Genomic DNA, 23,403 nt, shown 5'->3' on the forward strand with positions numbered 1-23,403 from the left:
GTTATTAACCTCCATATAATTAGTATACCAGCATTTATTTAAGTAATCTTTAAGTTTATTTAAGTTTTTTTAAAACTCATCCCAAAGTTTTTCATAGCTTGTCGAAACTCCAATTGCGCCATTTTCTAATAATAATTTTGCCTGTTCTTTTGTAGTAACAAGTCCACCTGATATTATTGGCTGAACAATTTCCTCTTTAATCTTTCTTACAAGTTCTGGTATTAAACCAGGTAAAACCTCCACAAAGTTAGCTTTGTGTTTTTTCACCTGTTCTATACCAGTTTGAAATGCTTTAGAATCTATTAAAAAAATTCTTTGGATAGCCATTAAATCCAACTTTCTTGCAAAATCAATCAAATTTGAACGTGTAGTTATTATCCCATCTGCACCTACAAATTCTTTAACTAACTTAACACTTGCTTTATCTTTTCCTATACCTTCAACAAGATCTACATGAACAAATACAAACTTTCCGTGCTCTTTTAATTTCTTGCACGCCCTTTTAATTTCAAATATATCTCCTTCAAGCAAAAACACAGAACTTACCTGCGTACTGATTATCTTTTCAACCATCTTTAAATTACGTATTGCAGGCACAATAGGATAAATAAACGGGTGCATTATTCTTCACTCCATCTCATGGATCTCTTTACAGCTTCTTTCCATCTTGAATACAACCTTTCGCGTTCGTCCTTTGAAAGTTGAGGTTCAAAACGTTTATTTAAATTCCATGCAATTTCTTCCTTACTCTTCCACAAACCAACTGCAAGACCTGCAAGATATGCCGCACCCAAAGCGGTAGTTTCTGTAACTTCAGGTCTTTCTACAGGAACACCTAATATATCAGCTTGAAATTGCATCAAAAAGTTATTATTTGATGCTCCACCATCTACTCTTAATGTTCCCATATTAATTCTTGCCTCTTTTGACATTACTTCTAAAACATCTCTTGTTTGATAGGCAATCGATTCAAGAACAGCTCTAACAATATGTGCCTTTGTTGTACCACGCGTTATACCTATCAAAAGACCTCTTGCATACATATCCCAATATGGAGCACCAAGTCCAACCATTGCAGGAACAAAATACAAATCTCCAGAATCAGGAACGGATTTTGCTAAATCTTCTGTTTCTGAAGCGTTATCAATCAATTTTAAATTATCTCTAAGCCATTGCACTGCTGCACCTGCAACAAATATACTACCTTCAAGTGCGTATTCTACTTTATCATCAACACCCCAAGCAATGGTTGTTAAAAGCCCCGAATTTGAATAATAAGGAGTATCTCCTGTGTTCATAAGTATAAAACAGCCTGTTCCATATGTGTTTTTCACCATACCTTTTTCAAAACATGTTTGGCCAAAAAGTGAAGCCTGCTGATCTCCTGCATCTCCTGCAATTGGAATTTTGCCTCCAAAAATTTCTGTATATCCATACACATAACTTGATGGCATTGGTTTAGGTAAAATTGTTCTTGGGATATTAAGGATCTCTAAAATTTCATCATCCCAGTCCAATGTTTTTAAATTAAATAACATTGTACGAGAAGCATTTGAATAATCAATCACATGTACCTTTCCACCGGTAAGATTCCAAATAAGCCAGCTATCAACTGTTCCAAATAATATATCTCCACGCTCAGCCTTTTCCCTTACTCCTTCAACATTATCCAAAATCCACTTTATCTTTGTCCCCGAAAAATACGCGTCAACCACAAGTCCAGTTTTTTCCTTTATAAGCTTTTCATAGCCTTTTTCCTTTAAATCGTCACAAATTGAAGCAGTTCTCCTACACTGCCAAACTATAGCGTTATACACAGGTTTCCCCGTATTTTTATCCCAAAGTATTGTTGTTTCACGCTGGTTGGTAATTCCTATCGCAGCTATATTTTCTGCTCCAACTGTTTCTACTACCTTTTTTGCTACTTCAATTTGTGAATTTAATATATCGTATGGATCATGCTCCACCCATCCAGGCCTTGGATAAATTTGTTTGTACTCTTTATTTAAACCATATACGTATTCGCCCTTTTCATTGAAAAGGATAGCGCGTGAACTTGTTGTACCTTGATCAAGTGCCAGTATATACACCATATCCCCCCTTGAGTTATTCTAATTATTTTTTAAGAACAGTTCTTGTAGCAATAAGGTTTGCACCTGTATTTAAAAGATCCTTTACTATTATATCACCTCTTTTAATCGGTGCTTGAACTTTTAAGCCTTTTATATATGAAATAGCCTCTTCTAATATTTTCTTAGGAATAGGTCTATCGGTCCTTGCAGAAACAAGATCCATAACACCATTTTCTACCTTCACACTTATTGTAAGCATCCTTTGAGGATTTATTACCTCATTTTTTGCATATTCAAATCCTCTAGGGCATCTATTTCCTTCCACCTTTATATCATCGCCTTCCACATAAACAGTAAGCTCACAACCAATAGGACATGATATACACGTTAGTTTTTTAATCAAGACTGCTCACCTCCACGGTGATTTTACTATCAAAGCCCTCAAAATCTTTTACAACCAAGTCTATCATCTCACTTGGTCTAATCCTCCAATTGAATTTTCTAATTGTTTTATCTGAAAATTTTAAAGCAGATTTTACCAAACTTTTTGTGGGCCTTATATATATTTTAAATGGTTGTGTTCCAGTAAACCTTTGAGGAAGCATTACTCCAACATTTTTACCTCTTACAAACTCGTATTTTACTTCCGGCAGCTTCTCACCTAAAGCATATCTTGCTGCATACATTCCAGCAATCTTTCCTTCGTCGTATACAAAATCAACCAAATCATGTATTGCAACGTTATTACCTGCTGCAAAAATCCATTCAACACTTGTTCTCATATAATCATCTACAACTGGTCCTCTATTTATTGGATCCATTTCAACAAAGTTTTCAATTAACTCGTTTTGTGGAATAAGACCAACAGATGTTACTAGTGTATCAACTTTAATAACCTTTTCAGTCCCAGCAATTGGTTTTTTGTTTTCATCTACTTTTGCAATAACAACCTCAGAAAGCCTTTCTTTTCCATGGATTTCAATTACTGTATGGCTTAGCCACAACGGTATATTAAAGTCTTCAAGACATTGAACAACGTTTCTAATAAGGCCACCTGGCTCAGGCATTATTTCTACAACACCTACAACATCCATCCCCTCTATCTTTAACCTTCTTGCCATAATAAGGCCAATGTCTCCAGAACCAACTATTAAGACTTTTTTACCCGGAAGCCTGTTGTATATATTTACCATCTTTTGTGCAACTCCTGCTGTATAAATACCAGCAACTCTGGAACCTGGTATTCTAAGAGAATTCAAAGGCCTCTCTCTTGCTCCTGTACTCATAACAAGAGCTTTTGGTTCAAATACAATTATCCCATCTTCTGAAAGGGTAATTACTTCTCTTGTATCAGGTTTAATCTCCAAAACTGTAAAATTAGGCCTTATTACATCCTCTTTTAATTCTTCCCAGAGTCTTTCCATAAACTCAGGTCCAGTAAGTTCCTCTTTAAATACATGAAGCCCAAACCCATTGTGAATACATTGGTTTAAAACGCCTCCAGTACTTCTATCCCTTTCTAGCAAAACTGTCTTTGCGCCACTTTCAGTTGCAGAAATTGCTGCAGCAAGTCCTGCTGCACCTCCACCTACTATCAAAACATCTACTTTTTCCCTTCTCATGCTCTCACCTTGCCATCCATGATCCAAGAATTTTTTGAATTAAGCTTAACTTCTTCCATTGGTATATTTAGCTCCCTAGAAATTATCTCTACAATCTTCAAACTACAAAAACCTCCTTGGCACCTTCCAAAAGATGCTCTTGTTCTAAATTTTACTCCATCAAGTGTTCTAGCTCCCCTTCTTATAGCTTCAACAATTTCAGCTTCTGAAACGTTATTACAGAAGCAAACTGTTCTTCCATATTTTGGATCCTTCTTCACAAGTTCTTCCCACTCTTTTAAACTTACATTTCTTATATTGGTAATTTTCTTTCTATATGGATTAAAATCTTTCTTTTTTGAAAGATTAATTTTTAGCTGGTCCTGCAAAATATCTTCTACTACATACTTTGCAAAAGAAGGTGCTGCTGTAAGACCTGGTGATCTTATCCCAGCAACATTAACAAATCCCCAAATTTTTGTAGCAGAAATGATAAAATCTTTTTCTTTGGTTTCTGGTCTAAGGCCAGCAAATGTTTTTACCGTATATGAAAGATCCACTTTTGGAATAAGTCTTTTTGATTTTTCATATACTTCTTGCAAACCTTCAGGTGTCGTACCAAGATCGTACTTCAAACTCTTTGGAAGGTCTTTCGCATTTGGCCCTAACAGAATTCCACCATCTACTGTTGGAACAACTAATATTCCTTTTGACTTTTTTGTTGGTGTAGGAAATACAACTGTATTCACAAGCCCTTTTAATTTTTTATCGAGTAATATATATTCACCTTTTCGGGGGAAAATTTCAAAATCACCAACACCAGCCATCTTAGCTATTTCATCTGCAAAAAGTCCAGCGGCGTTAATAACAACATCTGCTTCATATTCCCCTTTGTTGGTTATAACTTTAGACACCTTTTGATTACTTGTTTGAATATCTAAAACCTCTTCTTCAAGGTGCAAAATTGCACCGTTTTCAACCGCATTTTCAATTGCAGCTATTGCAACTTCCCAAGGTTCAGTTATTCCTGCACTTTTACAATAAAGTGCTGCAATTGCTTCATCGCTTATATTCGGCTCAATCTTTTTTAATTCACTTTTTTCAAGTATTTCTAGATCATCAACTCCATTTTTTTTGCCACGCTCTTTCAACTCTTTTAAATAATTTATATCTTCTTCTTTAAATGCAACTACAAGAGAACCAACTCTTTCAAAATCAAAGTCAAGTTCTTTTGAAAGTTCATCGTAAAGACGGTTTCCTTTTGCAGCAAATTTTGACCTAACGCTTTGAGGAGGATCATCATACCCACCATGAACAATCGCAGAATTTGCTTTTGTCACACCCCAACCAATGTCTGGAGCTTTTTCCAAAATATGAACCTCACAATCATATTTTGAAAGCTCTCTGGCTATAAGACTACCTGAAATCCCCGCACCAATAACAAAAACTTTCATATCCACACCTCCAAACAAAAAAGCCATATGCCAGGTCTTTCTGGCATATGGCTTCTCCATTATCTCTTAAGCCTGCACTTTATTTACTTTCACAAAGTATTATATCACAAACATGAAAAAATTTTTAAATTACTTATTTTTGTTTCTTGATTTCATATCATAGAGTAATTTATCTGCCAATCTATAAGATTCTGAAAATTTGCTAAATTTGACTATGCCATATGAAAAATCAAGATTAATAACCTTTATTGAAAGCTTTCTAAGTCTTTCAACAAAACTTTCAGGATCATCTAAATTAACAATTAAAGCAAACTCATCTCCACCAAGCCTTATAAATAGATCCTCTTTTCTAATATTTTCTATAATTAAGTTAGAAAAATTTTTAAGAATTTCATCACCTTTTTCATGGCCAAATCTATCATTCAATTCTTTAAAATTATCAAGATCTATAAGAACAAAAAAACCTTCAACATTTGAATTATCTAATTTTTCTAAGATGTTTCTGTTACAAGCTTTTGTTAATGGATCAATATATCTTGAATTGGGAAGTTCGTTTGTTTCTGCAACCATTTTTTCAAACTCATCTGTAAGCATTAAAATAACTGAAATTGACAAGAAAGCTGTTCCATAACCTGTTAAAAACCCTTGAAAATGATATGATCTTACATACAAAAAGTAAAGGATAATATGAATATAAGAAAATACTATGAAAAAAGTTGAAAAGTAAAGCTTGCTCATTTTTAAATATAAAACATCGTATATTACAAAAAGCAAAACAATAAGCATTAACATATTTGAAACTGTCGAAAACTTAGCATAATTATTAAAATCAAATGAAAAAACTGGAAGGAGGGAAGCAAAAACCACATACCAGATAAGCCATTTTGTTCTAAACCATTTTAATTTATATTTTTCAAGAGCCGCTATATAAAATAGAGAAGAAAAATACGTGGAAATTAAAAATACCTTTTTAAAAATCAAAAAGGTAATTTCGTTAAAATGAAAAGTTCTAACTTGATAATCAAATAACGCTATAGCTGTTAAAATTAAAAATAAGCCAAATAGATCGTAAGATTGACTTATCTGCTTTGCTTTTAACAAATAACCCAAAAAGAAAGATATTATCCCTGCAACAAAAGAAATTCCGATTGAAATTATGTAAAAATCATGTCTTAGAAAATTTTGAAAGTTTTGATATATTAAAGCACTTATTCTATCTGTCAAAAAGGGAAATCTTGGCAGTCCTGCATCATATAAACCAAAAATTTCAATTTTTAATATATTTTTATTTGAGCTTAAATTTTTTAATGGAACTACATATGTATAACTCCAAATATTACCAGTCTTTGTTCCATAAGAATATATTTCTTCTCCATTAAGGTAAACTTTAAACAAATTACCAATAATCTTTGGAATAACAAGAGTATCAAAACTAGTATCATTAAACTCGGTAACATAAACACACGTACTAGGCTCATCAAGCAAAATTTGATCTGGAACCTTTTGATTCCAGTTATTTAAAACATATTTATCTTTTACAAAATTGCCATTAATCAATATACCTAACACTACAAACGTAAAAAGTGCAATAATAAGGTTTTTAACAATTTTTTTCATATTTCCGCCCCAATAAATTGTTGATATTGAAGATTAACAAAATGTTCAAGCAAACCACTGCAACCTAAGAATACATAACTTTCGGTATGTTTTCACAACTACTAGATCATTATTCATAATTTTATCATAAATATTTTAACATTTTCACAATTGAATACTTAATTACTAAAATGATTCTATTTTCCTTAGCTCATATATCAATACATAACACAACCTCTATTTTCTCATATAAAAACAGTTAAATCTCTTAAAAACTTCTATCTTATATAGACAAATTTTTAATATTCCACTTTTTAATACAATGCAATTTTGCTGAATTTTATTATATCTACGATGTATACAATTACCATATCCCGTACTTTTATTTTCACAATAACTCAAAATAGGACCTTTACTAAATTACTCGACACCTAAATTTATAACTAATTTTCTTTCAAATTCAAATAAAGAATTAAAAAATAAAAGAAAGAAATTATATAAATTCAGATAAACTATTCCCAAACCTGAAAAAATGAATCTTTTTTTATTTTTCTATAATCTTTAGCACTCAAGTCAGATTTAATTACCATATTTACTTTACATTATTTATTTGTTACCTAATATAATTTTATTTTAATCTTAAATTCAATATTGTCAATAAACAATGATATTAAAAGTTATAATTATTTAATTAAAAACATATGAATAATACCAATTAATAATATATTTCAGAATTCAAAAAGCTTTTAAATAATAAATAGTTTAGATAGCTATTGACAAAGTAAATTGAGTTTTGATATAATCATTTCTGGAATATATAATTTGAATATCAAACAAATTTTACTCAATATTAAATTTAATTTTATTAATATTTTAATTTTGTTTTTATTTGAATTTTTTATTTATTGTTAATTAAATATTCGTAAGTTAAAAAAATAACAAATTTAACAACTATAGCAACTATGTGTATTACAATTAAAAAAAGCTATACATTTATTAAGAGATATAAATATGTTCAGATATGATATTGGATTTATTCTGTTTAATCCTTTCATATCAATTGAAGAATTGTTCAAAAGTGCCGCTTTTCTTAAAGACATAGGGATCGGAACACCTTCCATATGGTTTTGGCAACTTCAAGCTCTACCAGGAACTAGTTTTGAAGAAACATTAATTAATGATAACTTAGCAAAACCAAATTTTTCTCACTTTTTACCTTACGAATATTACTTTATCGATAAAAAGGTAGAGCGTATTTGCCAATTCATAATGAAACATGTACAAAATGAAAGAATAATTTTGAATATGTCTGGTCTTTTAAGTAAATTAGCCGATATACTATTATTATTAAAACGTTTAAAAAAAATCAAAAAAGAAGTTGTTGAAAAATTAGATAAAACTCTACAATCATATCAACAAAAATTAGCAAATGAAAATTTCAATTTTTTAAAAAAACTAGAAAAAAATATTAAAGAATCAGATGAAAGCTGGAACATTATCAAAGCTCAATACATTAATAAACTAGAAAAATTTTACTCTGAAATTTCTAAAATTTCTATATATACTATTAAAATGATTCATAGACATTACAATGATAATTCTACTACTGGCATATAAATTAACAATGAAACATAGAATTATTATACACCAATTATTTTACAATAATTTCATATAATTAGTAGTTAATAAAAAACATGCTTTTTGAAAAGATTTTTTGTTTTAACATGTCCGTAATCTGAATTCTTTATACAATATATTGTAAAATATAATTCGATTACAATTAACTAAACCAGGAAAATATCAACTTGAAATTTTGGCATATACAGTTAAAATTTTTAAATTTTAAATTTAAAAAATCTAATATTATAATTGGAATTATAAACATCTATGTTATAATCAACCTAATTATCTTAAAATTAATTTTAAAATAATAAACCAAAATTATTTTTAAACAATTTGTATAAATATTGATATAATAATTTTGTTTTTGATATAATTTATTTTAGAATTTTTATGATTAAATAATTTTATAATAATACCATTTTTTATGTCTTAATTACACTTTGTCTTTTAACAAAGATAATGAATATATTTCAATTAAAATTTTCACCCGCAAAGGTTAAAAATTAAAAATTCTAATTTTTGCTATCTTTCATATTATTGCAACTAAAAATTTTGTTACACGCTACAATAAACACAATAAAAGGGAGGAGGGGTGTTATTGATAAAAGTTGAAAAATTAACTAGAAATTATAAAATTCCAAATAACAAAGGCAATTTTTTCGTAAGACTATTTAATTCCAGATACAAAACCATTACAGCTTTAAACAATGTTTCCTTTACCATTTCTAAAGGTGAAAAAGTTGCAGTCTTAGGACTCAATGGTAGTGGAAAATCCACACTTTTCAAGATTTTAACTGGAATAATATCACCATCATCTGGCTCATGCAAATGTTTAGATTATGACCCTTTTAATGAAAGAAAAAAATACGTAAAAAATATAGGAGTTTTATTTGGGCAAAAAACACTTCTTATTCCTGAGCTTAGCGTGTATGATTGTTTAAAATTATATAAAGCAGTTTATGAACTGAAACAAAAAGATATAGATTATCGACTTAAAATCTTCGATAAACATTTTGGAGTGGAAAAATTACTTCATAGAATAGTACGAACTCTATCCCTTGGAGAAAGAATGAAAGCTGAAATACTAATGGCCACAATTCATGATCCATTACTTTTCTTTTTTGATGAACCTACTATAGGTTTAGACGTACAAGCTAAAAATGCATTTAAAGATTTTCTATTAAACTATCCATTTGGTTCTGAAAAAACAGTACTTATAACCACACATGACATTTCTGTGATAAAAGAATTCGCTACCAGAATTTTACTCCTTAATAATGGAAAATTAGTATTAGATATCAAAACCAAATATTTAAAAGATAAATTTGGATTTAAAAAATTAGTTATAGATTTTAAGAGAGAACCTACAAAAAGTATTATGGAAAATATTAAAACCTTTGGCTGCCCTATAGAAAAAAATAAAAATAAACTTATAATCAAAGTTCCTGTAAATGAAAAAGAAAAAATTGAAACTATAAAAAAGAAAATTGTAACAGATGAAAGCATAATATCATTTAAGGTAGAAAATATGGATTATGAAGAAACTATAAATTGGCTTATGGGGGAATTCTATGCGGACGTTCAGAAAATATCTTGAAATTATAAAAATTGGCGTTTTTTTAAGTTCAAGAAGGCTTTTATATTTTAGAGTCTCAACTTTTTTTGATATTCTTGGTAATACTCTTTTTCTCATAATAAACATAGTATTTTGGAAAATTATTTATACAAATATACAGTTCTTTAATGGATGGACTATTGAACAAATGTATCTCTTTACCGCTTTTACAGAATTTTTTCATGTTTTCACCAAAATTTTCTTTCCGGTTTCTGGTAAATTATGGAAATTAATATATACTGGAAAACTTGATAGCTATCTAATTAAACCTGTAGAACCTTTTATGCTACTAAATACACTTAATTTAAGATTAGAAAATATTTTTAACTTAATTCCTTCTGTTTTATGGATATTAGTCCTAATAAATTATTACAAAATTAAACTTGACGTTTTATCATTTATTATAGCTTTACTTTTCAATTTTGTAGCTGTTTTCGTTTATTCATTGATTCAAATGTCTACAAGTACTGCTTCCTTCTGGTTTGGAAAAATATCTGCTATTGACGAACTTTCTGATTCACTAGCTATGCTAGTAAATTACCCTCATACAATATTCCCATTCTTTATTCGTATTTTTATGATTACCCTTTTACCTTTTGGATATGCCTCAACTGTTCCTGCTTTTGTTACTTTAAAATTGAAGTATATTGGAACTTTTTCAGCACTTGCAATTGGAGCTGCTTTTACAATTATTCTATGGGTAACTATCTTTAAAATTCTTTGGAAATTCGGTATAAAAAAATATAATAGTTATGGAGGATGAAAAATGAATTTGCAGAACATTATAAAAGAAACATTTAGAATCACAAACATAATGAAGGAATCCTATATACTAAATTTGAAAAAAGCTTTTTCTAATAGAATTGAATTGTTCACAAAACTTTTTGGATACCCGGCTAGATTATTCATGTTTTACTTTCTCTGGCTATCAGTCCTAGAAAATAGAGCTTTCCCTAATTTGGAAAAATCTTACATTATTGGATATTACACTATATCTCTCTTTTTATCTCAAATATTTCCTTTCATTCGAAAATCGCGTGAAATACGGCAAAATATTTTTTCTGGTGAAATAGCAAATTATTTAGCAAGGAATCTTCCATTCGGAATTGTTAATCTAATGGAGTATGTAGCAACAATATCAATATATCTACTTTTCGTAACACCAATAGCATATGTCCTCTTAGGAATTTTTGCCAATGTACTCCCAAATGCACCCACATTGATAATGTTTTTAATTCTTGGATTTTTAGGAAGTATTCTTAGATATTCCATATGGTATGTTATTGGTTTAGTTTCTTTCTATACACATGAGAACATAGGAATTATAACCTTCTATTTAACAATAGAAAACTTATTTTCAGGTTCTTTATTGCCACTGAAAGTTTTTCCCGAAACTTTTCAAAAAATTCTTAACATTCTTCCATTCAGGTTAATGTTATATACCCCTGTAGACACTCTTTTCAACAACACAAGCTTTTCTGATTTTTTTATCAATTTTTCTCTTCAAATACTGTGGTTAGCATTTGTCCTTATTTTAGCAGCAATAATATGGAAGGAAGGTTTGAAAAAATTTTCTGCTTATGGAATTTAAATGATTGTTATTTCTAAAAATTAGGTGTAAAATCATTTTTGTTTTGGTCAGATAAAAATACAAACATCTCCATTATTTCAAAATAACTAAAAAATAGAGCAAATCGTTCTAATGATAAACGCTTATAATTATGAAATTTATTTTAAATATCCTTTTCCAAAATTATTATTTATAACCCCCTTTGAAATAAAAAAGGACGGGGGTTTTATTATTTTTAAATATTTTCCCTCTTATATCTTTTATTGTACGCTCCACGGAAACGAATTCTGTCCCATAATGTATATAATCTTAAAAAAGAAAATTTTATTTAATCTAATTATATAAAAAAACGGGAGCCAACATTGGCCCCCATTTTTTGGTGCCGAGGGCGGGACTCGAACCCGCATGGGGCGTCAACCCCAGTTGATTTTGAGTCAACCGCGTCTCCCAATTCCGCCACCTCGGCATAGACTAATATCACGATAAATATTTTAACATATAAATCTAGTATGTCAATAACCAGAAGGTTAATTACTGTGAAAAAAAGACTAAACATAATAGAAACAATTTAATTTTATTAATATGATAAAATTAGAATGAATTAATTTAAGGAGGCAAAAGAATGGCTCAAAAGTTTTGTTCATTCTGTGGAAGATCGTCTGATAAAGTAGAAAAACTTATTGCTGGACCCGGAAATGTATATATATGCAACGATTGTGTTGATATTTTTCATGACATTCTAAGTGAAGAAAAAAGAAGTTTTTCTCCAAAAAAAGACAAGAAAAATCTTCCAAAACCATCTCAAATAAAGGCAGAACTAGATAAGTATGTCATCGGGCAGGAAAGAGTTAAAAAAATCCTGTCAGTCGCTGTTTACAACCACTACAAACGTGTATTTTCTGATATTGATTTTGACGATGTTGAAATCGAAAAATCAAATGTTATACTAATAGGACCAACCGGTAGTGGTAAAACTCTTCTTGCAAGAACACTTGCAAAAATATTGGATGTCCCGTTTGCAATTGCAGATGCAACCCCACTTACTGAGGCCGGCTATGTTGGAGAAGACGTAGAAAATGTTATACTAAGACTTCTTGAAGTTACAAATTTTGATATAGAACGCGCACAATACGGTATCATATATATCGATGAAATCGACAAAATCGCAAGAAAATCACCAAATCCATCTATTACAAGAGATGTTTCAGGTGAAGGAGTCCAACAGGCACTATTGAAAATAGTTGAGGGAACTATTGCAAATGTTCCACCACAAGGTGGAAGAAAACATCCTTATCAAGAGTTCTTAAAAGTTGATACATCAAACATCCTATTTATCGTTGGAGGAGCATTTGATGGAATTGAAGAAATAATAAAAAGAAGAATTCAAAGCAGTGCCCTTGGTTTTAATGCACCTGTAAAAAGTAAAAAGGATATGAGGCTGGGGGAAATTCTTTCACACGTAACTCCAGAGGATTTAGTACAATACGGTCTCATTCCAGAATTTGTTGGAAGATTTCCTGTAATTGGAGCATTAGAAGACTTAACAGAAGATGATATGGTAAGAATATTGACTGAACCTAAAAATGCAATTTTAAAACAATACAAAAAACTATTCCTCCTTGATAACGTAGAACTCGAAGTAACCGAAGAAGCATTACGTGCAATCTCAAGAAAGGCTTTAGAGAGAGGAACCGGTGCAAGGGCGCTAAAAAGCGTCTTTGAGGAAGTTATGATCGACGTAATGTTTGAACTTCCTGATCTAAATAACATCGAAAAGGTTATCGTCACTGAAGAATGTGTAACTAACAAAGAAAAACCACAGCTTGTAATGAAGGAGTCAGCATAGATGATAGTTTTAGGTATAGAAACCTCTTGTGATGAAACATCAGTTGCAATTCTCAGCGATGGAAAAATTTTAAGTAACGTAGTTTCTTCACAAATAGATATTCACAAAAAATTTGGTGGTGTCGTGCCAGAAATTGCGGCAAGACACCACCTTTCTAATCTTCCAATAGTATTTAAAAATGCTATAGATATGGCGAATATATCCATTGATCAAATTGATTTAATCTCTGTAACATATGGCCCTGGCTTAATTGGAGCACTTCTTGTTGGAATATCCTTTGCAAAGGGGCTTTCTTTAAGATTAGGCAAGCCATTAATTGGTGTAAATCACATCGTTGGACATGTATTTGCAAACTACATAACATATCCACATCTTAAACCACCATACATTGTTTTAATGGTATCAGGAGGTCACACTGAAATTTTATTAGTTAAGCAAGATGATGAAATAGAAGTACTAGGAAAAACTGTTGATGATGCAGCAGGAGAAGCATTTGACAAAGTGGCAAGGATACTTGGACTTGGGTATCCTGGTGGCCCAGAAATTGATAAATTATCCAAAAACGGTGATGAAAATAAATTTAATTTTCCAAGGCCAATGATGGATTCTAAAAACTATAACTTTAGTTTTTCTGGATTAAAAACTGCTGTGTTATACACCGTACAAAAATTTGATAAATACAATATTCCAAAAGAAGATATTGCCGCATCTTTTCAAAAGGCTGTCGTTGAGATACTTTTAAAGAAAACATTCAAAGCTGCAAAAGATTCAAATGTAAATACCATAGTACTTGCAGGCGGTGTTGCTGCCAATTCATATCTTAGGAAAAAAGCTCAAGAGCTATCAGAAAAACAAAACATTAAAGTTTTAATCCCACCTCTTGAATTTTGTACAGACAATGCAGCAATGATAGCAATGGCAGGATACAAATTATATAAAAAAGGTATTTCTTCAGATTCAACATTAGAGGCTGTGCCAAATCTTAAGATTTAAAAAATACCATTTCTACTATAACACCTTTATCTTTCTCAGAAAGAATAACCAATTTGTCAGAGTATCTTTTCATATTTGGAAGGCCCATCCCTGCACCAAAGCCTAACTCTCTAACATGATCCGGTGCTGTAGAAAAACCTTCCTTCATGGCAAGATCAAGATTTTCTATACCTTTTCCCTTATCCTCAATCCTTACCACAATACTATCATCTTTTATAAAACAATATATTTCTCCCTCACTTCCACTATGAATTACTACATTTGCCTCAGCCTCATAAACACTAATTGCTATTTTTCTAACAAGTTTTTCATCTACACCTTTAGAAAGTAAAAACTTTTTCAAACTTGCAGCACCTATTCCTATCTGGTTTATATCATAATAATCTATCTTAAAATAAAAATCGCTCTCTTCTTTTTTTAAGTCCATTCCCAAAATTAGAGATTTTTCTGAATTTTGAAGCGCCCTTTCGCGTCTTTCATCATGAAGGTACATTATCCCTAGTTTCATTGCCACACTCTTTAATATATCATTTTTTGTAACTATTCCTACCAATCTGTGCTCATCATCTACCACAGGAAATCTTCCATATCCATACTTTTCAAAGAGCTCCATAACATCCCTAAGAGTATCGTTAACATTTACAACTACAACGTTTTTTGTCATTTTTTCCTCTACAAGTGCATTTAAACTATTTGCTTCAAGACATTTTATTATATCTTCTATACTTATTATTCCAACAACTCTCTTTTTGTAATTAACAACTGGCACACCGGAAATTCTTTTGAGCCTTAGAATTTCCTTAACCTGTGCAATAGTTCTGTTTGGCAGCACATAAATTACATCACTATTCATAAATTCCGAAACTTTCATATCCGAAAATATATGTTTTACTTTGTCAAACAAATCCATTTATATCAAACTCCTTTTAGCTAAAATCCTTAGGGAAAGCTTCCCCTAAGGAATTATTTTACTTCAAAAATATACTTAAATATCTCTAGATCTTTTCCAAAAATTACAGTTCCATTGTTTAGTATTGTATCATATGCACTTAAACTTCTCCAAAGTTCAAAAAATTCTGGATTAGTCTGATATGCAAGTGCATAAATTCTAGTAGCGCTTGCCTCACCATCACCTCTAATCTTTTCAGCCTGGCTTTGCGCCTGGGCTAATATAACGGTAACGTTTTTATCAGCTTCAGCCCTTATTTTTTGTGCTTCCTTTTGACCTTCTGCTCTAATTTGTGCTGCTATACTGTATCTTTCAGCCTTCATTCTCTCATATACTGCATTTACGTTTTCAGATGGCAAATCTGCATGTTTTACCCTAACATCTACTATTTCTATTCCAAAATTTTCAAGATCAGCTCTTGAAAGAGTTGTTACCTCTTTCAAAAAACTTTCTCTTTTGTCTGATATAATCTCATCAAAAGAGTGCTTTGCAAAGACATTTCTGATATTCGAGTATACTATATCATCTATCCTTGATTCAGCAAGACCAATTGTTTTCATTGTCTCTATAAATTTCTTTGCATCGACTATCTTCCATAGAGCATATGTGTCAACTATCAACGTCTTTTTATCTAACGTGATAATTTTTTCTGGTTCGATATCATATAGAAGTATTCTCTTTTCAAACTTTACAACGTTGTCTACAAACGGAGTTCTAAAATGTATTCCTGGTGTTGAATATGTATTTACTATCTGTCCAAACCTTAAGACTACAGCCTGTTGAGTTTGATCAACAACAAACATTGAAAGTGTTAAAAATATAATAGCAATCAGTAAAATTACTGATACCGTTATTATTTTGGCTTTCATTTTGTATCACCACCAATCAAATCGTTAACATTCAAGAGTTTTATTGTACCACTATCATCAAGAACAAAAATATTTTTTGTACTTGAAAATACCGATTGTAATTTCTCAAGGATCAATCTTTTTTTGGTTATTTCAGGTGCTATTTCATATTCTTTTAAAACGCTTAAAAACCTCTGTGTTTCACCTTGAGCCTCAAGTATCTTCTTTTGAGCATAAGCTTCGGCTTCTCTCAAAATCTTTTCTGCTTGACCTTGGGCTTTTGGAATAACATCATTTGCATACTTTGTCGCCTCATTTATAAACCTTTCTTTATCTTGTTTTGCATTGTTTACATCATCAAATGCAGCAACAACCTGATTAGGTGGTGCAACCTCTTGCAAATATACCTTGTTAATTAGTATCCCCGAATCGTAACTATCTAATATCTCCTGGACTTTTTCTGCAGTCTCAAGAGCTATTTTATCCCTCTCAACAGTTAAAACATCGTCAATAGTTCTTACTGCAATTCTTTCCCTTAAAACAGACTCTGTTGTAAACCTTACCAGCTCTTTGCCATTTATAACATTAAACGCAAATTTTACAGGATCCTTTATTCTATATTGTACTGCTGCTTCAACACTGATGATATTTCCATCGCCTGTTAACATCAGCGCTTCTTCATTTACAGTTCTGTATGAAATTTTTCCATAGCTTTCAATAGTCCTAAAACCTATTTCTTCCTTTCTAATAGTCTCAACATCTACTATTACGTGAGACTGGAATGGATAAGGAAGATGAAAATGTATACCAGGACCTGTCGAATGTGTATATTTTCCAAAAGTTTTAATAAGTGCAACTTCAGATGGACCAACTTGATAAATACCTGTTGACAAATAAATTAAAATGATAACTGCTAGAACAAGCCAACCAATTAATTTCTTCCACATCAAACCACCTCCAAATAAATAAATGGGGGATCTATTTCCCCCATTTATCTTAAAACTTAATAATTAAAATTCAACAAATTTATCCTTTGGCGCACCACATACAGGACATTTTTCTGGTGCTTCGTCTTCTACGGTATAGCCACAAACTGGACAGATATAAATTTTTTCTGCTGGATAATCCTCACCTTTTTCAACTAATTCTTTTGCTTTTTTGTACATATCCGCATGTATTTTTTCTGCCTCCAATGCAAAGTGCGTACTTCTAACAGCATCTTTTTCATCTTGAAATTCTGCAGCATTTTTATAGACTGGATACATCTCTTCAATTTCAAAAGTTTCTCCATCAATACAGCTTTGAACGTTATCTTTCATATCATCAGAAAGTTTTTTCAAAACTTTAAAATGATTCTTTGCATGAACATACTCTGCATATGCAATTGCTTTAAAAAGTTTTGAAAGTTTTAAAAGCCCCTTTTTTTCTGCCTCTTCTGCAAATATTAAATATTTCATATGCGCCATAGATTCACCTGCAAAAGCTGCTTCTAAAAATTGTTTTGTCATCTCACGCATACCTTTCACCTCCCCATTTGTTATTATATCATTTTTTCTCTATAAGGTTCAAATCACCAAGTTTTAAAAAGAGATTGTCCAAATTCTTTAAAAATGCAAGTCTATTCATTCTAATATCATCTTGCTTTGTCATAACAAAAACATTGTCAAAGTAATTATCTATATATGGTCTTAATTCAATCAAGTACTTTAGTGCTATATCAATGTTTAGATTATCTATTGCCTCAAGTATCTTTGGCTTTTGCTCTATGTACTTATTAAATAACTCTTTTTCTGCATCATCTAGGAACTTGGTACTATCAAATTCATATGAATCAAATTTGCTAGAAATGTTATGGACACGTTCAAATCCTGTAAGAAGGTGTTGAAATTCTTCTTGTTCTACAATGTTAATCAATGATTCTGCTACAAGTCTTCCATACAATGGTTTTTTCCAAAATCTTTTTACAGCCCTTGCTATATCGTACCTTGTATTTTGATTAAATAACTCATACCTTGTTTCAAAAAATTCAACAAGTTCATTTGGAATATCTTTTGAAAATAAACTTGCAGCAAATTTCGAAAGATTTTCAAGGTCAATATTGAAACTATATTTGACTATAATTTCAAATATGGTATCGGTTTTTTTCCTAAGTCCAAATGGATCTTTTGAACCAGTTGGAATATTTCCTACTAAAAAGTTTCCTACAATAGTATCAATTCTATCAGCTATTGCGACAACTGCACCTGTTAAACTTTCTGGAACATCTTTATAGTGTTCTTCTATTCCAATCGCAACTTTATAATCTTCTCCATCTTTTAGTGCATATATTCTTCCCATCGTCCCTTGAAGCTCAGGAAATTCATACACAACATTCGATGCAATATCTGCCTTACAAAGATGCGCTATTCTTAAAATCCTTACCTTATCTGAATATCCAATACTTAAATCATCGCACAACTTTTCTGAAATTTTTTCAATTCTTTCAACTTTATCCATTAAAGTTCCAAGATCCTTCTGGAAAATTATATCCTTTAAAGATTCATTAAATTTCTCCAATGGTATTTTCAAATCTTTTTCATAGTAATACCTTGCATCTTCCAATCTTGCATTTACAACTTTCTCGTAACCTTTCTTTATAATATCTATATTACCAGTTGGTGAGTCAATAAATGAAAGAAATTTATTGGTTATCTTTTCACCCTCATATACTGTAAATGACCTCTGGTGATGTTTAATAGTTGTAGTAATTAATTCCTCAGGCAATTTTAAATACTCTTTAGAAAAACTTCCCTCAACTACTTGTGGATACTCACAAAGTGTTACTACTTCATCTATTAAATCTTCATCTTTTAAAACACTGTAATTTGAAAGAATATCTTCTACCACTTTTTTTCTCTCATCGTGTAGAGCAATAACATTTGTATCTTTGAGCTTTTTAAAATAATCATCTATTCCATATATTTCTATAGGCTCGTCTTTAACAAATCTATGACCAAACGTCTTATTGTCCGCTTTTAAATCAAAAATTTCAAAATCCAAAACTTTTCCATTATATAATGACAAAATCCAGTGAGGAATTCTAACAAAAGAATAAGTTCCATTACCCCACCTCATCGGTTTTCTAAAACTTAATTTTGAAATAATACTTGGAATGTTTTCTTTCAAAATAACGTCTGAACTTTTTCCTTCTATCTTTTTTTCTATATATACATAGTTATCTTTTATTACAATATCTTCTAAAGAAGCCCCATTTGATTTTAAGAAACCTTCAAGCGCTCTTGTAGCCTGCTTGTTTTCATCATATGCAATATTTACAGAAGGCCCCCTCTTTTGGACAATTTTATCACCTTGTTTTTCATCGAGATCTTTTATATAAAATCCAAAACGCCTTGGAGCATAAAAAACTTTCAGCTCACCATATGATAAGCCTTCTTCATCCAAAAGTTTTGAAATCCTTTCATTCAATTGAACCAATATGTTCTCAACTTCTGTGGTTGGGAGTTCTTCAACACCTATTTCAAAGATGTACTCAGCCATTAATTTTCACCTTCCTCAAATTCTAAAAATCTTTTTGCACATTGCATAGCCATACTTCTTATATCTCTAATATAATTCTGTCTTTGTGCAACACTAATTGCATTTCTTGCATCAAGAAGGTTAAAGGTATGAGAACACTTGACTAATTGCTCATATGCCGGAAGAAATAGATTATTTTCTATCAATCTATTAAATTCTTCCCTGTATAATTCGTATAATTTAAACAACTTTTCAACATCCGCCATTTCAAAGTTATAAATTGAAAATTGTTTTTCGTTTTCTAAAAAGAGCTCCCCATATTTTACATCCTTATTCCACATAACATCATAAACATTATCTACACCTTGAAGATACATTGCTATTCTCTCTAAACCGTAAGTAATTTCAAGCGGTATCTTTTTCAAAGATATGCCTCCAACTTGTTGAAAATAAGTAAACTGCGTAATTTCCATTCCATCGAGCCAAACTTCCCAACCAACACCCCACGCACCAAGTGTAGGTGATTCCCAGTTATCCTCAACAAATCTTATATCATGCTCTCTAGGATTAATTCCCAATGCTTCTAGTGATTTTAAATAAAGTTCCTGAGAATTTTCAGGGTTTGGCTTTATAATCACCTGATATTGCAAAAATCTTTGCATTCTATTAGGATTTTCTCCATACCTTCCATCTGTTGGCCTTCTACTTGGTTGAACAAATGCAACTTTCCAATCTCTATTTCTTAAGACTCCAAAAAAGGTTGATGTATGAAATGTTCCTGCACCCATTTCCATATCATATGGTAGGTCTATAAAACAGCCATTTTGAGCCCAAAACTCATCTAATTTTTTTATCACATCTTGCAAATACACCGTATATCTCCTCCTTTATCTTCCAGGAACATATAAACTAAATGTTTTCATCAAATTATCTACCTTCATATCCTCTATATGAACAATCTTTGTTGGGTGAAATGATGAGCCTACACCATAAAATAAAAGATATACTTTGCCAGCCTTTCCTACAACAATATCAGCATCTGGTGGAACTATTATATCGTAATCCGTCATAATCTTTGGACTTTTAAAGTAATAGAATTTATACTTTGAAAGTCCGGGATAAATTTCTCTTGAAAAATACGTCTTTTTGTCATCTTTAACCGTAACCCAGCTAGGTTCATTGCCAACTACAAAAACCATGAAATATCCAGTTCCTGGCTCATCTTCAATATTATTTAAAATGTATTCTAGATCAGCTCCAAAATTTTTTAAATAATTAACCGAAAGTATGTATTTATCCAAAACCGAGTTTGGTCCAAATTTGCTTTCAAGATCTTTTAGTTTAACTTCGTAACCATTTAATTTGTTCTCAACAAATTTTTTCAAAGAATTATACTCATCTAAAATTTTTCTATACCTGAAAAAATTACCAAAAGCAAAAAAGACTGTGATTATAAAAAGTATTATTACCCCAAATACTAAAACATAAGGCCAAATACGCTCCCGTCTTCTTTTGTGAATCATAAAATCACCTTCCTTGATTTATCAACAAGTGCTAAAGACTTTAAAAGAAAACCAATCATAATCCCAAATATGAATGTTGATGTTCCACCATAGCTTAAAAATGGAAGCGGAATTCCGGTTACTGGCATTATACCTATATTCATTCCAATATTTTCAAAAACATGAAATACAAATGCTGATAGAATACCTACAGAGACAAGTCTCCAAAAATTATCTTTAAAATCTTTCATCTTACTAAACACTCTGATTATAATAACTAGATATGCTGCAAGGACTAATATACTTCCTAAAAATCCAAATTGTTCGCCAATTGCTGAAAAAATAAAATCTGTTTCCATTTTTGGAACATAATTACCATTCACAGCTGGAGAAATTAAATACCCTCTTCCAAGAAGTCCGCCAGAACCAACTGCATTTTTCGACATTATAACATTGTAGGCAGCTCCTTGTGCATATTTTTCTGGGTTTAAAAACGATAATATCCTTGCTCGCTGATAGTCTTTCAAAAAGAAAAAGTATATTATTGGAATAGCACCTATTCCACTTCCAACTATAGGTAGAATATATTTAAAAGATATCCCTGAAAACAAAAGCATTGTAAACCATACAAAAACATGTAACACCGACATTCCTAAATCCGGTTCCCTTAATATCAAAAATACTGGAACTGCTAAAACAAGAATCGAGAAAAACAAAGATCTTAAATCTTTTTTTACAAAGATAATTGATAACATAAGTATTAACGATAATTTTGAAAGTTCTGAAGGTTGAAAAGAAAGTCCAAAAAATCTAAACCATCTTATAGAACCATATACCCTAGTCCCAAAAATCAACACAGCAGCCAGTAAAACTACAGAAATTATATACAAAGGTATCACTAATTTTTTAATCAAATTTTCTTTAAGAAAATAAACAAAAATTGCTGCTCCTATTGCCAGCAAGTCCCAAAAAAATTGTTTAACAACCAAATATTTAGATACACTATATAGATTCAAAAGTCCAAAAACAATTAAAAAAATAACCGAAATTAAAATTATAAAATCAAATTTTTTGTTCTCTTTCATTCTATTCACCAAAGAAATTATATCATAAATTATAAAATGTATATATTTAACATTCTTTTAATAAAAGACTTATTGACAGAAAAAATATATTATGTTAAAATCTGACTTGCGAGGCGACGTGGCCAAGCGGTCAAAGGCGGGGGTCTGCAAAATCCCTATTCGTGGGTTCAAATCCCACCGTCGCCTCCAAAGTAAAGTGGGCTCGTAGCTCAGTTGGCAGAGCGTCCGGCTCATAACCGGATGGTCGGGGGTTCGATTCCTCCCGAGCCCACCAGAAGGGAGCAATAGCTCCCTTTTATTCTGAAAGCCCGTTCCACCTAAAAAGGTGGGACCAAAAGACCGAGGGAGGAGGTGCAAGAATGAGAATATACGAAACAATGTTTATCATCAAACCAGACATTGCAGAAGAAGAAAGAGAAAAGATTGCAAACGGTGTTGTAGAATTTTTGAAAGAAAAGTTAAACGCACAAATAGACAATGTAGACAGATGGGGAATAAGAAAAACAGCATATCCACTTAAGAAATACAACGAAGCAGATTACACGGTGGTATATTTCAGAGCAACCGGAGAAAATCTTAACGAGCTTGAAATGTATTTTAAAGTCAGACCAGAATTTTTAAGATGGCAAACATTTAGAAGAATCGACCTAGAAAAGAAAGAAAGAAAAACAGCAAAAAAAGTGGAGACGGTTGAAAATACCGAGAAGGTGGAAGAGTGAACTATAATAAGGTCGTCCTGGTTGGGCGGCTGACGAGGGATCCAGAAGTTAAACAAACAATAAATGGGACAATAGTTGCGACATTTACAATAGCAGTAAATAGAAGCAACAGAAGGGACAATGATGAAGTAGATTTTATAAGAATAGTTACATTCAGCAGATTAGCGGAATTCGTTCAAAATTATTTGACCAAAGGTAGACTAGTCCTTGTTGAAGGAAAACTAAGAATAAATAGATGGCAGACAAGTGACGGACAAAACAGGACTACTCCAGAAATTTGGGCAGATCAAGTTACGTTTATGGACAAGAAAGATGATGTTCCAATAGTACCGGAAGCTGAAAATGAAATTGAATATGACGAGTTGTTTGATAACAATGATAATGATGAACCGCCATTTTGATCTTTGAAAAAAG

General features: G+C 31.2%; 22 protein-coding genes and 3 tRNA genes. 10 read left to right on the plus strand and 15 right to left on the minus strand.

What is annotated here, in order from left to right:
* Window positions 1-69: 69 nt before the first annotated feature.
* The 6 genes from JG780_RS05010 to JG780_RS05035 all read right to left on the minus strand — a co-directional run bounded on the left by JG780_RS05010 (window position 70) and on the right by JG780_RS05035 (window position 6,744).
* Window positions 70-621, minus strand: coding sequence for a glycerol-3-phosphate responsive antiterminator (locus JG780_RS05010; RefSeq protein ID WP_004104523.1), 552 nt, complete (start codon window positions 619-621; stop codon window positions 70-72).
* The gene (gene glpK, locus JG780_RS05015) at window positions 621-2,093 is read right to left on the minus strand and encodes a glycerol kinase GlpK (protein WP_287569404.1); all 1,473 of its coding nucleotides are present in this window, start codon (window positions 2,091-2,093) and stop codon (window positions 621-623) included. Before glpK ends, JG780_RS05010 begins: the two co-directional genes overlap by 1 nt.
* 22 nt (window positions 2,094-2,115) lie before the next feature.
* Window positions 2,116-2,475: a DUF1667 domain-containing protein gene (locus JG780_RS05020; protein WP_287569405.1), complete on the minus strand. Its 360-nt coding sequence runs from the start codon at window positions 2,473-2,475 to the stop codon at window positions 2,116-2,118.
* A complete protein-coding gene (locus JG780_RS05025) occupies window positions 2,468-3,694 on the minus strand; it encodes an NAD(P)/FAD-dependent oxidoreductase (protein WP_012579708.1) in 1,227 nt (408 codons plus the stop codon). Before JG780_RS05025 ends, JG780_RS05020 begins: the two co-directional genes overlap by 8 nt.
* Window positions 3,691-5,127 carry an NAD(P)/FAD-dependent oxidoreductase gene (locus JG780_RS05030; protein ID WP_287569406.1) on the minus strand — a complete coding sequence of 479 codons (1,437 nt, stop codon included), beginning with the start codon at window positions 5,125-5,127 and terminating at the stop codon, window positions 3,691-3,693. Before JG780_RS05030 ends, JG780_RS05025 begins: the two co-directional genes overlap by 4 nt.
* A gap of 129 nt (window positions 5,128-5,256) precedes the next feature.
* On the minus strand, window positions 5,257-6,744 hold the full coding sequence (locus JG780_RS05035; protein WP_287569407.1) for a sensor domain-containing diguanylate cyclase: 1,488 nt from the start codon (window positions 6,742-6,744) through the stop codon (window positions 5,257-5,259).
* A 990-nt stretch (window positions 6,745-7,734) separates the two neighbouring features.
* On the opposite strand from JG780_RS05035, the gene JG780_RS05040 reads away from it, so the two are divergent.
* The 4 genes from JG780_RS05040 (at window position 7,735) to JG780_RS05055 (ending at window position 11,552) form a co-directional block, all read left to right on the plus strand.
* The gene (locus JG780_RS05040; protein ID WP_287569409.1) at window positions 7,735-8,340 is read left to right on the plus strand and encodes a hypothetical protein; all 606 of its coding nucleotides are present in this window, start codon (window positions 7,735-7,737) and stop codon (window positions 8,338-8,340) included.
* A 598-nt stretch (window positions 8,341-8,938) separates the two neighbouring features.
* Window positions 8,939-9,943: an ATP-binding cassette domain-containing protein gene (locus JG780_RS05045; protein WP_463274142.1), complete on the plus strand. Its 1,005-nt coding sequence runs from the start codon at window positions 8,939-8,941 to the stop codon at window positions 9,941-9,943.
* Entirely contained in the window at window positions 9,918-10,724 is an 807-nt protein-coding gene (locus JG780_RS05050; RefSeq protein WP_004104507.1) for an ABC transporter permease, read from the plus strand. The genes JG780_RS05045 and JG780_RS05050 overlap by 26 nt, the downstream gene beginning before the upstream one ends.
* Before the next feature lie 3 nt (window positions 10,725-10,727).
* Window positions 10,728-11,552, plus strand: coding sequence for an ABC transporter permease (locus JG780_RS05055; protein ID WP_004104495.1), 825 nt, complete (start codon window positions 10,728-10,730; stop codon window positions 11,550-11,552).
* 356 nt (window positions 11,553-11,908) lie between these two features.
* Here the strand turns inward: JG780_RS05055 and JG780_RS05060 are convergent.
* Window positions 11,909-11,997 (minus strand) — tRNA-Leu (locus tag JG780_RS05060).
* Window positions 11,998-12,153: 156 nt separating this feature from the next.
* On the opposite strand from JG780_RS05060, the gene clpX reads away from it, so the two are divergent.
* Both clpX and tsaD read left to right on the plus strand, forming a co-directional pair.
* Window positions 12,154-13,377, plus strand: a complete 1,224-nt coding sequence (gene clpX / locus JG780_RS05065; protein ID WP_004104493.1) for an ATP-dependent Clp protease ATP-binding subunit ClpX — start codon at window positions 12,154-12,156, stop codon at window positions 13,375-13,377.
* Window positions 13,378-14,370, plus strand: a complete 993-nt coding sequence (tsaD, locus tag JG780_RS05070; RefSeq protein ID WP_114702933.1) for a tRNA (adenosine(37)-N6)-threonylcarbamoyltransferase complex transferase subunit TsaD — start codon at window positions 13,378-13,380, stop codon at window positions 14,368-14,370.
* Here the strand turns inward: tsaD and JG780_RS05075 are convergent.
* The 8 genes from JG780_RS05075 to JG780_RS05110 form a co-directional block, all read right to left on the minus strand.
* Entirely contained in the window at window positions 14,360-15,280 is a 921-nt protein-coding gene (locus JG780_RS05075; protein ID WP_004104489.1) for a CBS domain-containing protein, read from the minus strand. The two genes, tsaD and JG780_RS05075, sit on opposite strands and share 11 nt — an antisense overlap.
* A gap of 53 nt (window positions 15,281-15,333) precedes the next feature.
* Complete coding sequence (hflC, locus tag JG780_RS05080) at window positions 15,334-16,188, minus strand: protease modulator HflC (RefSeq protein WP_004104486.1); 855 nt, start codon at window positions 16,186-16,188, stop codon at window positions 15,334-15,336.
* Window positions 16,185-17,114: an FtsH protease activity modulator HflK gene (gene hflK / locus JG780_RS05085; protein WP_287569410.1), complete on the minus strand. Its 930-nt coding sequence runs from the start codon at window positions 17,112-17,114 to the stop codon at window positions 16,185-16,187. Before hflK ends, hflC begins: the two co-directional genes overlap by 4 nt.
* A 63-nt stretch (window positions 17,115-17,177) precedes the next feature.
* Window positions 17,178-17,684, minus strand: a complete 507-nt coding sequence (locus tag JG780_RS05090) for a rubrerythrin family protein (protein ID WP_012579699.1) — start codon at window positions 17,682-17,684, stop codon at window positions 17,178-17,180.
* A gap of 28 nt (window positions 17,685-17,712) precedes the next feature.
* Window positions 17,713-19,704, minus strand: coding sequence for a glycine--tRNA ligase subunit beta (gene glyS / locus JG780_RS05095; RefSeq protein ID WP_287569411.1), 1,992 nt, complete (start codon window positions 19,702-19,704; stop codon window positions 17,713-17,715).
* A complete protein-coding gene (locus JG780_RS05100; protein WP_287569412.1) occupies window positions 19,704-20,555 on the minus strand; it encodes a glycine--tRNA ligase subunit alpha in 852 nt (283 codons plus the stop codon). Before JG780_RS05100 ends, glyS begins: the two co-directional genes overlap by 1 nt.
* Window positions 20,556-20,570: 15 nt before the next feature.
* Window positions 20,571-21,206 carry a hypothetical protein gene (locus tag JG780_RS05105; RefSeq protein WP_114702929.1) on the minus strand — a complete coding sequence of 212 codons (636 nt, stop codon included), beginning with the start codon at window positions 21,204-21,206 and terminating at the stop codon, window positions 20,571-20,573.
* The gene (locus JG780_RS05110) at window positions 21,203-22,270 is read right to left on the minus strand and encodes an FtsW/RodA/SpoVE family cell cycle protein (RefSeq protein WP_287569413.1); all 1,068 of its coding nucleotides are present in this window, start codon (window positions 22,268-22,270) and stop codon (window positions 21,203-21,205) included. The genes JG780_RS05105 and JG780_RS05110 overlap by 4 nt, the downstream gene beginning before the upstream one ends.
* Window positions 22,271-22,382: 112 nt before the next feature.
* Here JG780_RS05110 and JG780_RS05115 point away from each other — a divergent pair.
* From JG780_RS05115 to JG780_RS05130, 4 genes are all read left to right on the plus strand, one after another.
* A tRNA-Cys gene (locus tag JG780_RS05115) sits at window positions 22,383-22,459 on the plus strand.
* A gap of 9 nt (window positions 22,460-22,468) precedes the next feature.
* A tRNA-Met gene (locus JG780_RS05120) sits at window positions 22,469-22,544 on the plus strand.
* Between the two features lie 85 nt (window positions 22,545-22,629).
* Complete coding sequence (gene rpsF / locus JG780_RS05125; protein WP_004104467.1) at window positions 22,630-22,989, plus strand: 30S ribosomal protein S6; 360 nt, start codon at window positions 22,630-22,632, stop codon at window positions 22,987-22,989.
* Window positions 22,986-23,390 (plus strand): single-stranded DNA-binding protein, encoded by a 405-nt coding sequence (locus JG780_RS05130; RefSeq protein ID WP_114702927.1) that lies wholly within the window; start codon window positions 22,986-22,988, stop codon window positions 23,388-23,390. The genes rpsF and JG780_RS05130 overlap by 4 nt, the downstream gene beginning before the upstream one ends.
* The last annotated feature ends 13 nt before the right edge of the window (window positions 23,391-23,403 follow it).

Source organism: Thermosipho sp. (in: thermotogales) (genome assembly GCF_020054775.1).
In the GTDB taxonomy this organism is placed as follows: Bacteria; Thermotogota; Thermotogae; order Thermotogales; family Fervidobacteriaceae; genus Thermosipho; species Thermosipho africanus.

Excerpts from the sequence above, each read along its gene's own strand:
- JG780_RS05010 (WP_004104523.1), bottom strand. The coding sequence starts at position 621 with ATGCACCCGTTTATTTATCCTATTGTGCCTGCAATACGTAATTTAAAG.
- glpK (WP_287569404.1), bottom strand. The coding sequence starts at position 2,093 with ATGGTGTATATACTGGCACTTGATCAAGGTACAACAAGTTCACGCGCT.
- JG780_RS05025 (WP_012579708.1), bottom strand. The coding sequence starts at position 3,694 with ATGAGAAGGGAAAAAGTAGATGTTTTGATAGTAGGTGGAGGTGCAGCA.
- JG780_RS05030 (WP_287569406.1), bottom strand. The coding sequence starts at position 5,127 with ATGAAAGTTTTTGTTATTGGTGCGGGGATTTCAGGTAGTCTTATAGCC.
- JG780_RS05035 (WP_287569407.1), bottom strand. The coding sequence starts at position 6,744 with ATGAAAAAAATTGTTAAAAACCTTATTATTGCACTTTTTACGTTTGTA.
- JG780_RS05040 (WP_287569409.1), top strand. The coding sequence starts at position 7,735 with ATGTTCAGATATGATATTGGATTTATTCTGTTTAATCCTTTCATATCA.
- JG780_RS05050 (WP_004104507.1), top strand. The coding sequence starts at position 9,918 with ATGCGGACGTTCAGAAAATATCTTGAAATTATAAAAATTGGCGTTTTT.
- JG780_RS05055 (WP_004104495.1), top strand. The coding sequence starts at position 10,728 with ATGAATTTGCAGAACATTATAAAAGAAACATTTAGAATCACAAACATA.
- clpX (WP_004104493.1), top strand. The coding sequence starts at position 12,154 with ATGGCTCAAAAGTTTTGTTCATTCTGTGGAAGATCGTCTGATAAAGTA.
- tsaD (WP_114702933.1), top strand. The coding sequence starts at position 13,378 with ATGATAGTTTTAGGTATAGAAACCTCTTGTGATGAAACATCAGTTGCA.
- JG780_RS05075 (WP_004104489.1), bottom strand. The coding sequence starts at position 15,280 with ATGGATTTGTTTGACAAAGTAAAACATATATTTTCGGATATGAAAGTT.
- hflC (WP_004104486.1), bottom strand. The coding sequence starts at position 16,188 with ATGAAAGCCAAAATAATAACGGTATCAGTAATTTTACTGATTGCTATT.
- hflK (WP_287569410.1), bottom strand. The coding sequence starts at position 17,114 with ATGTGGAAGAAATTAATTGGTTGGCTTGTTCTAGCAGTTATCATTTTA.
- JG780_RS05090 (WP_012579699.1), bottom strand. The coding sequence starts at position 17,684 with ATGCGTGAGATGACAAAACAATTTTTAGAAGCAGCTTTTGCAGGTGAA.
- glyS (WP_287569411.1), bottom strand. The coding sequence starts at position 19,704 with ATGGCTGAGTACATCTTTGAAATAGGTGTTGAAGAACTCCCAACCACA.
- JG780_RS05105 (WP_114702929.1), bottom strand. The coding sequence starts at position 21,206 with ATGATTCACAAAAGAAGACGGGAGCGTATTTGGCCTTATGTTTTAGTA.
- JG780_RS05110 (WP_287569413.1), bottom strand. The coding sequence starts at position 22,270 with ATGAAAGAGAACAAAAAATTTGATTTTATAATTTTAATTTCGGTTATT.
- rpsF (WP_004104467.1), top strand. The coding sequence starts at position 22,630 with ATGAGAATATACGAAACAATGTTTATCATCAAACCAGACATTGCAGAA.